Origin of the sequence: Shewanella sp. SM73 (genome assembly GCF_025653795.1) — a bacterium.
Lineage (GTDB): Bacteria > Pseudomonadota > Gammaproteobacteria > Enterobacterales > Shewanellaceae > Shewanella > Shewanella oncorhynchi.
Map to the genome: position 1 here is coordinate 633730 of NZ_JAKKRY010000001.1, position 14235 is coordinate 647964.

Sequence of the window (14235 nt, forward strand, 5' to 3'; positions counted from 1 at the left end):
CGTCCTTTTTTATTTGCTTTGCACAAATGGGTTAATCTTTTGATCCCGATTACGTATAATTCCCGAACGTAGTTATCCTGATGGATGTGTTATGAGTCAGTTAGCCCCCAGCCCATTTGCTCCAACAATAGAAACCATTGATTACCCGTTTCCGCCTAAACCAGTGCCTTTGTCCGGTGCGCAAAAAGCCGATTACAAGGCGCGTATCAAGCAACTGCTCATTGAAAAAGATGCCGTTCTGGTTGCCCACTATTATACCGATCCTGAAATCCAAGCCCTTGCCGAAGAGACTGGCGGCTGCGTTTCAGACTCCTTAGAAATGGCGCGCTTTGGCCGCGATCACCCAGCAAAAACCTTAATCGTTGCTGGGGTCAAGTTTATGGGCGAAACCGCCAAGATTTTAAGCCCAGAAAAAACCATTTTAATGCCGACCTTAGAAGCAACCTGTTCATTGGACTTAGGTTGCCCAATCGATAAGTTCAGCGCTTTCTGCGACGCGCACCCAGATCATACTGTGGTGGTTTACGCCAATACCTCGGCTGCGGTTAAAGCGCGCGCCGATTGGGTGGTGACATCGAGCATTGCCCTTGAAATCGTAGAGCACTTAGACAGCGAAGGCAAAAAGATCATTTGGGGACCCGATCGTCATTTAGGCAGCTATATTGCCAAACAGACGGGCGCCGACATGTTGATGTGGCAGGGCGATTGTATCGTTCACGATGAGTTTAAATCTAATGCGCTGCGCGATATGAAAAGCGTTTACCCAGATGCAGCTATTCTTGTGCATCCTGAGTCGCCAGCCAGTGTGGTGGCGATGGCCGATGCAGTTGGCTCTACCAGTCAACTGATTAAAGCAGCGCAGACCATGCCAAATGAGCGTTTTATCGTGGCAACCGATCGCGGCATTTTTTATAAAATGCAGCAGGCGGCGCCAGGTAAAATTTTAATTGAAGCGCCAACGGGCGGAAATGGCGCAACCTGTAAGAGCTGTGCCCACTGTCCTTGGATGGCGATGAACGGTTTGCAGGCCATTGAAGCGTCACTCGCCGACAGCGATAAAACCACCCATGAGATTTTTGTGGATGAAGACTTAAGAGTTAAGGCGCTTATTCCGCTGACGCGTATGCTGGATTTTGCCAAGACACTGAATATGAAAGTGAAGGGTAATGCCTAAGCCCATTATTTAGCTTTTCTTCAGCCGAATAAAAATCCCTACCATAGCGTGGGGATTTTTTATGTCTGTTGTTTCATCAAATTTAAGACAATAAAAAGCCCCGCAAATGCGAGGCTTAATTGAGTAACGCGGAATCTAGTGACTAGATTACTTTGCGTTCATCAGTGCAACCGCGTTATCTAACATACGGTTACTGAATCCCCACTCGTTATCATACCAAGACATCACTTTCACTAAACGACCGTTTACACGGGTTTGAGTTGCGTCAAAGTTTGAAGAAAACGCATTGTGGTTAAAGTCGATAGACACCAATGGCTCTTTGTTTACCGCTAACACTTCGCTCAATGGCGCAACGCTGGCAGCGCGTTCGATAATGGCATTCACTTCTTCAACTGTCGTGTCACGGGCAGCGATGAAAGATAAATCCACGAGTGATACGTTAACTGTAGGTACACGAACCGCTAAACCGTCGAATTTACCTTGTAATTCAGGTACAACCAAACCTACAGCAGCAGCTGCGCCAGTTTTAGTTGGGATCATTGACAGTGCCGCAGCACGGGCACGACGTAAATCTGTATGGTACACGTCAGATAAACGTTGATCGTTGGTATAAGCGTGAATGGTGGTCATCAGGCCTGATTCGATACCAATCTCGTCATTTAACGGCTTAGCAAAAGGGGCTAAACAGTTTGTTGTACAAGAAGCATTTGAAATCACTGTCATGTCTGACGTCAGCACGTTGTTGTTCACACCGTAAACAACTGTGGCATCCACATTTTTACCTGGAGCAGAAATAATCACTTTCTTCGCGCCAGCGGTTAAATGTGGTTGAACGGTTTCTTTAGAAGTGAAGATACCGGTACATTCGAAAACCACGTCAACTTGCAACTCAGCCCATGGCAGTTTTGCAGGATCACGTTCTTGGAAAGTGAGGATCTTATCGCCATTCACATAAATGGCTTCGGCATCATGGTCAACTTTCGCATTGAAACGACCGTGAACAGAATCGTATTTTGTCAGGTGAGCGTTGATTGAAGCGTCGCCTAAATCATTAATAGCGACAATCTTGATTGGATAAGCTTTTTCGCTTTCGTACAAGGCGCGTAATACGTTTCTACCGATACGGCCATAGCCATTTATTGCTACACGGATAGTCATCTCATATCCCTCTGGTGATTATAAAATTCAACTGGTAGTAAAATTACCAAACTGACAGCTATCGTCAAGTTAAATCGGCATTTTACCGCTGTCTTGATTAACAAATTAGGTATTTTTTTACATCGGTCGCGAAATCGCCATTTTTCACGCGTTAATTGGGTAAAAAATTACAAGATGGCAAACATTTTGCCATCAGTTGCTTAGTTTACTTTTTCGACAGGCGCAGGCTGCACAGCTTCGGTTTCAGTTGGCGCTTGGGCAACCGCTTGAGGATCAAGCCATTGTCTTACTAGGCTCATAGAATAAGTGCCCTTTTTTAGCGCATCGATAAGGGCTTGGGCTTTTAAATCGAGTTCAGTCGCCAGCGTTTTATTGCCACCGAGCAAGGCTAGCATTTTTTCTTCAGAATACTTCTGCTGCGTAAGTAGTAAATTTGCTTTTGTTAGCATATAGGATTTATCTAAAACCTGTTGCTGGCGATAGGCAGATGCGAGCCCAAGTAACCAGTTAACGTCGAAATCATCGTATTGGATCTCCGCAAAGACTTTAAGATAGAGTTGTTGCGCTTTGATGGCATTTCGATTGCTGTAATAGGTTGCGACTTGGGCAAGTAGAAAGGGGTCAGTCACTTCGCCGGCGTTTTCCTGTTCTAATAATCTATTTAACGCTGCGGTATCGCCAAAGCGAGTCCATTGGTAATAGGACATAAAAGGGTCTTGCCGTTCACGGGTTTGATCTTGTAGTAAACTTAAATTTTGAGTGCTTAGTCTAAAGGCTCTGGCTCTATCAGCTGTGCGATTGGTGTGGATGATATGCTGAACGCCAGAGGCGAGTTCAATGCAACGGCTGTAATCCTCAAGGTAGGTTAATTGTGAGTAGAGCTGCTTACCTGTGAGGTTTTCGTTGTCTTTCAACTTGTAGCGGTTTTGGATAAGTTTGGTCTTTTCAGTCAAACACCAGCTATCCTTATGCAAATCGGCACAAATTTCAGGATTATTTTTACAAATTGCTGAGATATTTCGGTCATTATCACAACCGAAAAGACCGAAAAAGCTCATCCCTAAGGTAAATGATGTAATTATTACTAGATTTTGTCTCAAAACACTCTCCAAACGATAATTTTTCTAATAAAATTACAGATTTACAGAAAATATCTTACTGGCAACAAAGCGCGACTTTCATTACAATGGCGCCGACCAAAACAGGGTTTTCCTAAAACCCGCATTAGATTATTGGTCTTTTCGTCATGTTACTCAAACCTTTCAGTACATTTTATTGAAAAGTGAGATAAAGGATCTGTAAATGAGCGCTGATAAACACCTACAAAGTTGGCAAGAACGTTTTGAAATGGCAGAGGCGATGCAGCCTTTGTTAGGCAAGTTGTACCGTAACCAAGGCGTTGAAGTCGTGGTCTATGGCAAGCCGTTACTCAATGCTTCTACGATTGAAATCATTAAAGCGCACCGTTTAGTTCGTCGTCATGTCGGTGAAAAATTACGTTTACGCGAGAGTTTCCCCTTCGTTCAAGCTTTGAGCAAACTCGCAGTTAAACAATGTAAAGTGGATATTGGTAAACTCGCAGTTAATTACTGGCGCGACCATACTGATGTCAGCGAAATTGAAAGCTATATGGCAAAAGAATTGGCCGATGCTATCGACCATGCCGATGATGTCGCGCCGCGTGACGTCGTGCTTTATGGTTTTGGCCGTATCGGTCGCTTATTGGCACGCTTGCTGATTGAACGCACAGGTCGCAGCAATAAGTTAAGGTTACGCGCTATCGTTTTACGTGGCGGTAAGAAAGGCGATTTAGAAAAACGCGCGAGTTTACTGCGTCGTGACTCAGTTCATGGTCCTTTCAATGGCTCTGTTGAAGTTGACGAAGAGAACAACGCCATCATAGCCAACGGCACTTATATCCAAGTGATCTATGCTAATTCACCCGACGAAGTGGATTACACTAAATACGACATCAATGATGCATTGATTGTTGATAATACAGGTATTTGGAAAGATGAAGCGGGTCTTGGTTTACACCTTAAGAGCCCAGGTGCCAGCAAAGTATTACTGACGGCTCCTGCAAAAGGCGCGATTAAGAATATCGTTTACGGTGTGAACGAAGGCGATATTACCCCAGAAGACATTATCGTTTCAGCGGCGAGTTGTACCACCAATGCTATTACGCCAGTACTGAAAGCTGTGAATGATAAATATGGTATCGAGAATGGTCACGTTGAAACGATTCATTCTTATACCAACGATCAAAACCTGATTGATAACTATCATACCGCTGACCGTCGTGGCCGTAGTGCACCATTAAATATGGTGATCACTGAAACGGGTGCAGCAAAAGCGGTTGCTAAAGCTTTACCTGCATTAGCTGGTAAGTTAACTGGTAACGCGATTCGTGTGCCGACGCCTAACGTCTCTATGGCGATCATCAGCATGAACCTGAATGCTGAGACCAGTAAAGATGAGCTTAACGAGTATCTGAAAGATACGGCGCTACAATCACCACTGCAAAATCAAATTGACTACACAGACTCTACTGAGATTGTATCGAGCGATTTAGTGGGTTCTCGCTACGCGGGTGTGGTTGATTCACAAGCGACTATTGCAGAAGGCAAGCGTGCCATTCTTTATGTATGGTATGACAACGAATTTGGTTACAGTTGCCAAGTGGTTGGCGTAATGCAAACTATGTTAGGTTTAACGACGCTATCTCTACCTGCGTAAATTGCCCATGTAGGTTTTGCTCGAGTGATTAATGACTTTGCCTAACCTTTGAATAAAGCGCCCAATAGGGCGCTTTTGTTTTTCTATACTTCTTGACTCGACTCCATAATTCACCATCATCCCCTGTTTATCTGCCGCGTTTAATTAGCGGTAGCATCAGTATCGGTAAAAAGCCTAAATTGATGAATGAAACATCAACTTTACTGAGGTGTGGCGGTTTATTGGGCAAACGATACGGCTTAGATCATTTTTTAAAAATTGTTGATTGACTCTGAGGTCTAAATCGGTAGAATGCCAATCCGCAGTCAGGGGAAAGCATGCTGAGCATGAGTTCAAATGATTAAGCGCAATGATAGGCGACATTAGCTCAGTTGGTAGAGCGATACCTTGCCAAGGTATAGGTCATCGGTTCGAACCCGATATGTCGCTCCAAATTTTAATAAATTTGGCAGTTTGGGCGCGATGGCAGAATGGCTATGCTGCGGATTGCAAATCCGTCGATCTCGGTTCGACTCCGGGTCGCGCCTCCATAGATTAAAGTATTAATGACACGATTCCCGTCGTTAATATAAAGAGTTTGCCCGAGTGGTGGAATCGGTAGACACAAGGGATTTAAAATCCCTCGCTGGTAACAGCGTGCCAGTTCAAGTCTGGCCTCGGGTACCAAAAAACAGAAAAGCCCTGACTGATGTCAGGGCTTTTTTGCTTTATAACTTCTACACCCACATTTCATGATTCTTAATCTAGTATCACTACAGCTATAGATTGGTTAGGCCCAAGCCCACTATTTTACTCATTCAGTATTGCGACTTCTGACCTGTTTCTTTTCTACAATACAAAACTGAGTGATTTTGTGATCTAGATGTTGTAAATCGCTTTATTTAAGTAATGTCACTATTTGGCTAATAATTGCGTAATAAAATGTACTTTTTATTGTTGAATCGACAATAGTGTAATAATTTCCCTAAGAAGGGACTTAAGTCGCTATTACCCCCTTAAAGACAGTGGTATAAATAAGCCGAAATTTCCCCTACACGCGCATATTAGGATACGTAGTCATGATTTTCTCTCAAGTATTACTCGCACCCGCTGATCCAATTCTTGGTTTAACCGATACCTTTAAAGCTGATCCGCGTCAGGATAAAGTTAATCTTGGTGTTGGCATTTATAAGGATGAGGCAGGACAGACTCCCGTTCTGCCTTCAGTGAAAAAAGCCGAGGCCATTTTACTTGAGCAAGAGAAGACCAAAAACTACTTAGGCATTGAAGGCGTTCAAGCTTATAACCGTGTAGTACAAACCTTGTTGTTCGGCGAAGGCAGTGCATTAATTTCTTCTGGCCGTGCTGCCACAGCGCAAGCTCCTGGTGGTACAGGAGCACTGCGTATTGCTGCTGAGTTTTTACTGCGTAATACCGATTCGCACACGATTTGGGTGAGTAATCCAACATGGGCCAACCATCAGAATATTTTTGAAACGGCAGGCCTAACGGTTAAAGAGTACGGTTATTACAAAGCAGAAGCCCATGACATCGATTTCGATACCATGATGACTGATTTATCTAACGCGAATGCGGGTGATGTCGTGCTGCTACACGGTTGCTGCCATAACCCAACGGGTATCGATTTAACGTTGGCGCAATGGGAACTTGTTGCTCAATTGTGTGCTGATAAGAAACTCGTGCCACTGTTTGACTTTGCTTATCAAGGTTTTGGTGCTGGCATTGAAGAAGATGCGGCAGGTCTGCGTTTAGTCGCGTCTAAAGTGTCTGAGTTACTGGTCGCTAACTCTTTCTCTAAAAACTTTGGTCTATACAACGAGCGTATTGGCGCCGTAACTGTGGTGGCTGAAGATGCTGATGCTGCCGTACGTGCTTTTAGCCAAGTGAAACGTACCATACGTGCCAACTATTCTAATCCGCCAGCCCACGGCGCACTGATCGTCAGCACGATATTAAATGATGCAGCTCTGAAAGCCATGTGGGTGCAGGAAGTCAAAGAGATGCGTGAACGTATCGCCGAAATGCGTACTCTGTTTGTTGATAGCTTAAAGGCTGAAGGCGTGACTCAGGACTTCAGTTTTATTTCTCGCCAAAATGGCATGTTCAGTTTCTCAGGTTTAAACAAAGCCCAAGTGGCACGTTTGAAAGACGAGTTTGGTGTCTATATTGTCGGCTCTGGACGCATTAGCGTTGCAGGCATGACTAAGACGAATATGCCTGTTATCTGTAAAGCCATAGCACAAGTGTTGTAATGGTTATAGCAGCCCTATAGACAGACTAAAGGGACATTCCTTTTAGCTTTACAATATAAAGGACAGCATTTGCTGTCCTTTATTATTTCGATTGAATGATTAACAGGTCAGAGCTAGCAGGCAAGCGGTTGTTGAGTGAGATCATTGATCCGCAGCAGGGCGCTTAATGCATCTAATAAATTAGCTTGATCATGTAGATTGGGATTATGGCGGTTCTTCAACGGAAAATAGTTGATCAGTGGCCCTAAACGCGTTTGTTCACCGTGGCGAAGTACTTTGTGAATAATGGGTTTGCCAATCACTTGGTGACACCAAGCGATACGTTGCTCAATGCTAAACCGACCTGCGGGTGAGGCCTCTTCGGCAAGGTTATCGATAAAGATCACCTGTGCTTTAGTAGCGGCGAGGCTTTTCGCGAACTTAGGTAACAGCAGCGGCGGCATGATACTGGTTAAGAAACTCCCAGGGCCTAGGATAACTAAATCTGCGTGCCTCACGGCCTCACAGGCTTCAAAGGTGGCATCGACCTGTGGCTCAAGGCAGAGCGCGATAGGCGCTTCATCCATACTGTCGACATTGATCTCCCCAAAGACTTTACTGCCACAGGCTTGCAGGGCCACTAAGTGAGTGGGCTGCTCTGACATGGGAATAAGTTGGGTTTCTATCTTAAGTAAGTTACGGATGAGATTAACCGCTTCTAATGGACGAACGCAGAGTTGATCAAGAGCCAGTAAAATTAAATTACCTAAATTATGGCCACTGAGTTCAGTGGCACCTTGGAAACGATATTCGAACAATTGCGAGCCAACGGAAGGACGATTAGCTAAATGGGATAAGCAGTTACGTAAATCTCCCCAAGCAATACAGTCTTGCTCGGCTCTCAGTCGACCAGTAGAACCACCATTATCAGTGGTGGCGACAATCCCTGTAAGGCGGTTGCCTAAAAAATCGAGCGAGGATAATACTCGGCCTAAACCATGGCCTCCGCCGATGGCGACGACACGTTCAAATTGATTTAACATCAAATGCTGCATCTGGGTTTTTCCTTCCTGAATACCCGAAAATTTAATGTCATAGCCATCCATTGTCGCTATAAGCGGGATGACTCATGAACCGTTGTGCAATGGTGATAACGCTAAGGAACCTTAGTATAAATACTCAGTCAAATGCTTGCATCTATAAACGACGGCGTAATAGCAAGCTCGACTCGATAATGGTGCCTCAGGCGTAATATTGTACCTGAGTTCGTGAACATGATGATGGGCAAATTTCGTGAAATCTGACAAATAGCTTATAATCCGGCCTTTATTTGCCCAATAAGGGCGTTACACCTAAGGTGAATGATTGAAAACGGGTAGAATCGGTTCGTTTACATTGGCATTAGCCATGGTCATAGTGGCGATTTTTGCATTACGAGTTTGGATCATTCCTCACTCGAATGACTCATCCGCTATTGCGCCCCAATTCGTCAGCGATGTCGATCCTGTTACGCAAGTCCCTGACTTTTCAGCGATCAGCGACATTACCGAAAAGAAGAAAGCTTTTTTTGATTTCCTGCGGCCGATTGTTCAGCAACAGAATGCCATTATCTTGATGGAGCGTGGCTTTATCAATGAGATGCTTGCCTTAGTCGATAATGGTAAGAGTTTATCTGATACTGAATTAGCGCAGATCAATGCGTTATTTGATAAATACCAATATGCGGCGCGTAACGTAGATGCTAAGTCATTAGCAAGCTTACTTAAACGTGTCGATATCGTGCCGGAATCTATGGTGTTAATTCAAGCCGCGAATGAATCGGGTTGGGGGAGTTCACGTTTTGCCAGAGAAGGTTTTAACTTTTTTGGTGAATGGTGTTTTACTTCTGGCTGCGGCATAGTGCCGTCCTCACGTGGTTCGGGTAAAAGTCATGAGGTGAAAGTGTTTTCATCGGTCGATGAATCGGTTTCATCCTATATGCGTAATTTAAATTCTAATACTGCCTATGCGTTATTTCGCTCTATTCGAGCTGATTTACGTTCACAGGAGCTAGAGCCAACAGCGGATCAATTGATTTACGGTTTAGTGAATTATTCTGAAAGACAAGAAGCTTATATTGATGAGCTGCTTGATATGTTACGTCATAATGAAAAATATTTGGTGAATGTCGATGTATAAAAAACTGTTGTTTAGTAGCCTGTTTTTGTTGGCAACTAGCGCCGCCGCAGAAACTGTATCCCTTGAATATAAAGGCTTTTATGATAGGTTAAAACAAGTCAATAAAGGCGGTTATCAACTCGTGGAAGTGGCTTTTAGTGTTCCAATGCAAAAGAATTGTTTGATCCAAAGTGGTTCTATTTCCAGTGAAAAAACCTCAACGCCACTGACGTATACTGATGCACAGCGGTTATTCATTCCCTTAGATGATGATTTAAAAGATCAGCGAGCCTTGGTTAATCTGAATTTCGCTGGCAGCGCTGAGGGATGTGGTATTGCAATGCAAGTTAGAGCAAAACAGACATTAGCCGAGTACGATAAAACGCGCTTACAACAAATCATGACTGAGATGGACACGCTGCTCGGTGCTATGCAAGGCTTCCCGATGCGTTATTTTAGGGAATCCATTACTGGCTTAAACTTTGAATTCTCACCTGAACAAGAAGTCTATGTGCGCCTTAATGGTCGAGAAGAAGCGATAAAAGGCAGTTATAAATTAGCCGCTAATGAGCTTGAAAGCATCACCACGCTAAGCTTCAGTGCCCAGCCATTAGTCTTGAGTCCTTGGGTGAAGTAATCATTTTGTATTTTTTGAATAGGCGTCTTGAGATAAGCGATTCACAAGCGCTGGCTCAAAGATAAACTTATTCTGTAACCATAAAAATGCCCACATTAAGTGGGCATTTTGTTGTGCTAATTTATCTTGCTTACTTTCGTTGCGTTAACTTCTCTTACTGATTAGGCGCTAAATTCAGTCTAAGTTAGACTTCGTAAGTGTTAACAATATCAATGCGTTTTGCTGCATCCAAATCGATACGACCGCTATTGGCTATATCAAGAAAATCGAATGCAGGTAGATTGGCTTCAGCAACATCACCACGCATAGGCGCATCAGAGTCACGTGTTAGAGACACAAAGTCGAATTGCTCACGGTCAACACCCTGTGATGGTGCGGTGTTTTGCATGGCGGTGAATATTGTTTCAATGCGTCCTGGGTATTGTTTATCCCATTGATTTAGCATGTCTTTGATTGCGGCGCGCTTTAAGTTTTCCTGTGAGCCACACAAGTTGCATGGAATGATTGGAAATTCTTTTAAGCTGGCATATTCTTCGAGATCTTTCTCGCGACAATAGGCTAGGGGACGTATGACGATATTAGCGCCATCATCCGACAGCAGCTTTGGCGGCATTGCTTTCATCTTACCGCCAAAGAACATATTTAAGAACAAGGTCTCGATAATGTCATCCCTGTGATGGCCTAGGGCGATTTTAGTGGCGCCGATACGCTGAGCAAAGCCATAAAGCGTGCCGCGGCGCAGGCGAGAGCACAAGGAGCAGGTGGTTTTACCTTCAGGGATTTTGTCTTTCACTATCGAGTAAGTATCTTTCTCGAGGATGTGATAAGGCACATTGAGCTTATCGAGATAGGCAGGCAATACATGTTCAGGGAAGCCCGGTTGCTTCTGATCTAAATTAACCGCAATGATTTCAAACTGAATGGGCGCGCGTTGCTGCAGATTCATCAAAATATCGAGCATGGCGTAGCTGTCTTTACCGCCACTGAGGCAGCACATGATCTTATCGCCATCTTCAATCATATTGTAATCGGCAATCACGCTACCCACTTCACGACGAAGCCGCTTCTGTAATTTATTCAGACGGGTAGTTTGTTTTTTTGATAATTCTTCCGGCATAGGATTTACCGTAACTTCAGATATAGCTTCAAGCATAAAAAAGCGCCCAGTAACACAGTTTCAGGGCGCGTATTATTCCAGCTATCTTTGGCGGGGTAAAGAGCCGCGTATTGCTTAGGCTTCTTCTAACGGTGATTTATAACCGTCGGGCTTTATAGCCAATAAATCGCAGTTGATGCTATCGATAACATGTTCAGCTGTATTGCCTATCAATGCTGCTGAAAATCCGGTACGACCGACAGTCCCTAGGATCACCAATTCAGCATCAAGTTTTTCAGCAAGCTCAGGGATCACATCCTCTGGTAAACCTTCTTTTACATGGCAATGACTTGGATTAATATCATAAGCGCCAGCAAGATAACTCACGCGCTGCTCATGCTGCATGCGAATGGTTTCGTTGTATGACTGAGCATCAAAGTCAGGAAGCTCGATGGCTAAGTTAACTGGCGTGCCGGGATAACCATTAACTAAATGTACTTCAGCAGAGAACTTTTTCGCCAAATCTTTTGCATGTTCAATAATTTTACCGTTAAGCATTTGATGATCAGTATCTTCGGTTGCCACATTCACAGCACAGAGGATTTTACCCGTGGCTGGCCAGTCATGGGCTTTCACCATCAACACTGGCACAGGGGCTTTACGCATCAAATGCCAATCAGTTGGAGTGAAGATCACCGCCTTGAGTTTGTCGTGGGCATGGGTGCCTTTAACAATCAAATCGTATTGCCCTGAAATAGCATGATTAATAATGCTTTCAAAGGGGCGGTTATGCCAAATGACTTGAGTATCGATATTGAGTTGCAGATGAGTATAAGCGGCGAGTAAGTCTTGGATCCAAGCGAGCCGTTGATCTATGACACCTTGACGCATGGCTTCGCGTTCTTGATTCGACAGAATCGAAGTCATTTCGTAAGAGAAGTCGAAGATAGAAAGAAACACAGTGACTTGAGCGTTGCATTTACTGGCCAAGGCGACCGCTCGTGCAAGGGCAACTTGATTCTCAGTGGTAGGGTCAACCACAACCAGTATTTTTTGATAATCCTTCATGTTTGGTTCCTTTAGTCATAGGCTCAATATCATCATGAGCCTTTGGCAGTGAGCTGTATTGTTCTAGATCAAACTCATTTGAAATTGATTAAAACTCGCTTAAAAATCATGCCTTAATCTGCATGACATGTCTAGCAAGCACAGCTTTTACCATTAAACTGTTATGCTATTGGCGACAATTATTTAGGCTTGACCTCTCACGGTTAATGCTCTTGCGATTGACTATCTCGCGATGCGAGAATTACCCGCTAACAGATTCAGCTCTTGCGAGTCGAGGATAGTGATGTACTTACCCTTAACCTCAATCAAGCCTGACTTTTGGAAGCGTCCAAGTAAGCGGCTGATGGTCTCAACGGTTAAACCGAGATAATTACCAATGTCACCGCGGGTCATGGTTAAGCGGAATTCTTTGGGTGAGAAGCCACGGCTGCCGAAACGATTTGCTAAATTGCTGATAAACGCTGCTAGACGTTCTTCGGCATTTTTCTTACTGAGCAGCAGGATCATTTCTTGATCGCTCATGATCTCATTACTCATTAGACGCATGATCTGCTGACGTAACTTAGGCATAGTGCCCGAAAGTTCATCGAGGATATTAAAGGGGATTTCACAGACCATAGAGGTCTCGAGGGCCTGTGCAAAACTCTGGTGCAACTGAGCGTGAATACCATCAAAACCAATCACATCACCCGCAAGATGGAAGCCCGTTATCTGCTCATCACCTTGCTCGGTAATAGTGTAACTTTTGATGGTGCCAGAGCGGATCGCAAACAGGGATTTCAATGCATCACCTGACTTAAAAATTTGCTCGCCTTTCTGGATTGGCTTTTTACGCTCAATAATATCATCGAGCTGATCTAGCTCACTTGCATTGAGGGTAAAAGGAATACAAAGGGTACCCATACTGCAATCGTGACAATGGATTGTGCATCCGCTAGCGGCAGGACGACGATTCTTATTTTGTTCAATTGTCATGTTGATTCTCAAGTTTATCCACTGCAACCATGTTAAACCAATTCACTCACTTGGGCTAGTTTAGCTGCGCGAGTGCGATATATAAAGTTTGACCACCAAAAGCAATTAACAGTAAGCCGCTCAATAGTCTAACGGTTTTCTTTTGTACCCATGCAGCAAGGCGTTTTGCCGCAACGCCAGCGCTTAATAGCGCGGGTAAAGTACCCAAGCCAAAGGCTAACATAATTAAGGCGCCTTGGCTGGCAGAGCCAGATGCAACCGACCAAGTTAAGGTGCTATAGACGAGGCCGCAGGGGAGCCAGCCCCAAATGAATCCTGCCATGACTGCTTGGCTCGGATTCTTGATTGGAACAAGGCGCTGCGCTAGCGGTTTTAAATATTGCCATAGCCATTGACCTACACGCTCAATTTGCACTATTCCAACCCAAATTTTAGCGATGTAAAGCCCTGTTGCAATCATCATCAGTCCAGCAACCATGCGCAGGACAATCAGATAAATATCCAGTTCAAATAAGTGACCAAGACCTGCCGACGATGCACCCACTAAGCCGCCTGCTAAGGTGTAACTTAAAATACGGCCTAAATTGTAATTCAGTAAATATTTAAGCTGATGGGCCAGCTGGTTACCTATTTTAGGATGAGGGATTTGGGCGGAAAAAGCGCCCACTAAACCGCCACACATACCAAAACAATGTGCAGCTCCCATCAAGCCGACGAGAAAGGCACCGGTGACATTGTACTCAATCACAAAGGCATGCCTTTTTGCTGATTTTTTATCGCTTGCTGCGCTGCGATGTCATCATGTTCTGCTGTTGACTGAATGGCAGGGGTGGGTAGATGGCCTGGTTTGTCAGTATTTTCATCAAACAATATAGAAACACTTTGACGGTCAAGATCGTCAAATTGCTCAGATTTCACTGCCCAGAAAAATACCATTACCGCAATGGCGACGAAGATCATGGCAATGGGGATAAGCACATAAATAATTTCCATAATGACCTCT

The 14235-nt window shown here is 44.3% G+C and carries 13 protein-coding genes and 3 tRNA genes; 8 read left to right on the plus strand and 8 right to left on the minus strand.

Annotated elements, in window-relative coordinates:
* Positions 1 to 91 precede the first annotated feature (91 nt).
* Positions 92 to 1174: a quinolinate synthase NadA gene (gene nadA, locus L5M51_RS02805; protein ID WP_263171518.1), complete on the plus strand. Its 1083-nt coding sequence runs from the start codon at positions 92 to 94 to the stop codon at positions 1172 to 1174.
* 147 nt (positions 1175 to 1321) lie between these two features.
* Here nadA and gap read toward each other — a convergent pair whose 3' ends face one another.
* Together gap and L5M51_RS02815 are read right to left on the minus strand one after the other, a co-directional pair.
* Positions 1322 to 2332, minus strand: a complete 1011-nt coding sequence (gap, locus tag L5M51_RS02810; protein ID WP_006081590.1) for a type I glyceraldehyde-3-phosphate dehydrogenase — start codon at positions 2330 to 2332, stop codon at positions 1322 to 1324.
* A 200-nt stretch (positions 2333 to 2532) separates the two neighbouring features.
* Positions 2533 to 3432, minus strand: a complete 900-nt coding sequence (locus tag L5M51_RS02815; protein WP_263171520.1) for a DUF2989 domain-containing protein — start codon at positions 3430 to 3432, stop codon at positions 2533 to 2535.
* A 202-nt stretch (positions 3433 to 3634) separates the two neighbouring features.
* On the opposite strand from L5M51_RS02815, the gene L5M51_RS02820 reads away from it, so the two are divergent.
* From L5M51_RS02820 to L5M51_RS02840, 5 genes are all read left to right on the plus strand, one after another.
* Positions 3635 to 5068 (plus strand): glyceraldehyde-3-phosphate dehydrogenase, encoded by a 1434-nt coding sequence (locus tag L5M51_RS02820; protein WP_028759978.1) that lies wholly within the window; start codon positions 3635 to 3637, stop codon positions 5066 to 5068.
* Positions 5069 to 5424: 356 nt separating this feature from the next.
* Positions 5425 to 5500 (plus strand) — tRNA-Gly (locus L5M51_RS02825).
* 24 nt (positions 5501 to 5524) lie between these two features.
* Positions 5525 to 5598: transfer RNA gene (locus L5M51_RS02830), tRNA-Cys, on the plus strand.
* Positions 5599 to 5647: 49 nt separating this feature from the next.
* Positions 5648 to 5734: transfer RNA gene (locus L5M51_RS02835), tRNA-Leu, on the plus strand.
* 392 nt (positions 5735 to 6126) lie between these two features.
* Positions 6127 to 7320: an amino acid aminotransferase gene (locus L5M51_RS02840; protein ID WP_263171522.1), complete on the plus strand. Its 1194-nt coding sequence runs from the start codon at positions 6127 to 6129 to the stop codon at positions 7318 to 7320.
* Positions 7321 to 7433: 113 nt separating this feature from the next.
* On the opposite strand, the gene L5M51_RS02845 is transcribed toward L5M51_RS02840, so the two are convergent.
* Positions 7434 to 8354 carry a YvcK family protein gene (locus L5M51_RS02845; protein WP_263143457.1) on the minus strand — a complete coding sequence of 307 codons (921 nt, stop codon included), beginning with the start codon at positions 8352 to 8354 and terminating at the stop codon, positions 7434 to 7436.
* A gap of 310 nt (positions 8355 to 8664) precedes the next feature.
* Here L5M51_RS02845 and L5M51_RS02850 point away from each other — a divergent pair, with 310 nt between their 5' ends.
* The gene (locus L5M51_RS02850; RefSeq protein WP_028759975.1) at positions 8665 to 9477 is read left to right on the plus strand and encodes a glucosaminidase domain-containing protein; all 813 of its coding nucleotides are present in this window, start codon (positions 8665 to 8667) and stop codon (positions 9475 to 9477) included.
* A complete protein-coding gene (locus L5M51_RS02855) occupies positions 9470 to 10093 on the plus strand; it encodes a DUF2987 domain-containing protein (protein WP_263149188.1) in 624 nt (207 codons plus the stop codon). Before L5M51_RS02850 ends, L5M51_RS02855 begins: the two co-directional genes overlap by 8 nt.
* Before the next feature lie 184 nt (positions 10094 to 10277).
* On the opposite strand, the gene ttcA is transcribed toward L5M51_RS02855, so the two are convergent.
* From ttcA to ccoS, 5 genes are all read right to left on the minus strand, one after another.
* Positions 10278 to 11246: a tRNA 2-thiocytidine(32) synthetase TtcA gene (ttcA, locus tag L5M51_RS02860; RefSeq protein ID WP_263171524.1), complete on the minus strand. Its 969-nt coding sequence runs from the start codon at positions 11244 to 11246 to the stop codon at positions 10278 to 10280.
* Positions 11247 to 11324: 78 nt separating this feature from the next.
* Positions 11325 to 12257: a universal stress protein UspE gene (gene uspE / locus L5M51_RS02865; RefSeq protein WP_168827704.1), complete on the minus strand. Its 933-nt coding sequence runs from the start codon at positions 12255 to 12257 to the stop codon at positions 11325 to 11327.
* A gap of 222 nt (positions 12258 to 12479) precedes the next feature.
* Entirely contained in the window at positions 12480 to 13232 is a 753-nt protein-coding gene (gene etrA / locus L5M51_RS02870; protein WP_006081599.1) for an electron transport transcriptional regulator EtrA, read from the minus strand.
* A 55-nt stretch (positions 13233 to 13287) separates the two neighbouring features.
* Positions 13288 to 13980 (minus strand): sulfite exporter TauE/SafE family protein, encoded by a 693-nt coding sequence (locus tag L5M51_RS02875; RefSeq protein ID WP_263149184.1) that lies wholly within the window; start codon positions 13978 to 13980, stop codon positions 13288 to 13290.
* Positions 13977 to 14225, minus strand: a complete 249-nt coding sequence (gene ccoS / locus L5M51_RS02880) for a cbb3-type cytochrome oxidase assembly protein CcoS (protein ID WP_173244909.1) — start codon at positions 14223 to 14225, stop codon at positions 13977 to 13979. The genes L5M51_RS02875 and ccoS overlap by 4 nt, the downstream gene beginning before the upstream one ends.
* Positions 14226 to 14235: the final 10 nt, after the last annotated feature.

What these genes read in the sequence shown, in the direction of transcription:
- nadA (WP_263171518.1), top strand. Translation starts at nt 92, where the DNA reads ATGAGTCAGTTAGCCCCCAGCCCATTTGCTCCAACAATAGAAACCATT.
- gap (WP_006081590.1), bottom strand. Translation starts at nt 2,332, where the DNA reads ATGACTATCCGTGTAGCAATAAATGGCTATGGCCGTATCGGTAGAAAC.
- L5M51_RS02820 (WP_028759978.1), top strand. Translation starts at nt 3,635, where the DNA reads ATGAGCGCTGATAAACACCTACAAAGTTGGCAAGAACGTTTTGAAATG.
- L5M51_RS02840 (WP_263171522.1), top strand. Translation starts at nt 6,127, where the DNA reads ATGATTTTCTCTCAAGTATTACTCGCACCCGCTGATCCAATTCTTGGT.
- L5M51_RS02845 (WP_263143457.1), bottom strand. Translation starts at nt 8,354, where the DNA reads ATGCAGCATTTGATGTTAAATCAATTTGAACGTGTCGTCGCCATCGGC.
- L5M51_RS02855 (WP_263149188.1), top strand. Translation starts at nt 9,470, where the DNA reads ATGTATAAAAAACTGTTGTTTAGTAGCCTGTTTTTGTTGGCAACTAGC.
- ttcA (WP_263171524.1), bottom strand. Translation starts at nt 11,246, where the DNA reads ATGCTTGAAGCTATATCTGAAGTTACGGTAAATCCTATGCCGGAAGAA.
- uspE (WP_168827704.1), bottom strand. Translation starts at nt 12,257, where the DNA reads ATGAAGGATTATCAAAAAATACTGGTTGTGGTTGACCCTACCACTGAG.
- etrA (WP_006081599.1), bottom strand. Translation starts at nt 13,232, where the DNA reads ATGACAATTGAACAAAATAAGAATCGTCGTCCTGCCGCTAGCGGATGC.
- ccoS (WP_173244909.1), bottom strand. Translation starts at nt 14,225, where the DNA reads ATGGAAATTATTTATGTGCTTATCCCCATTGCCATGATCTTCGTCGCC.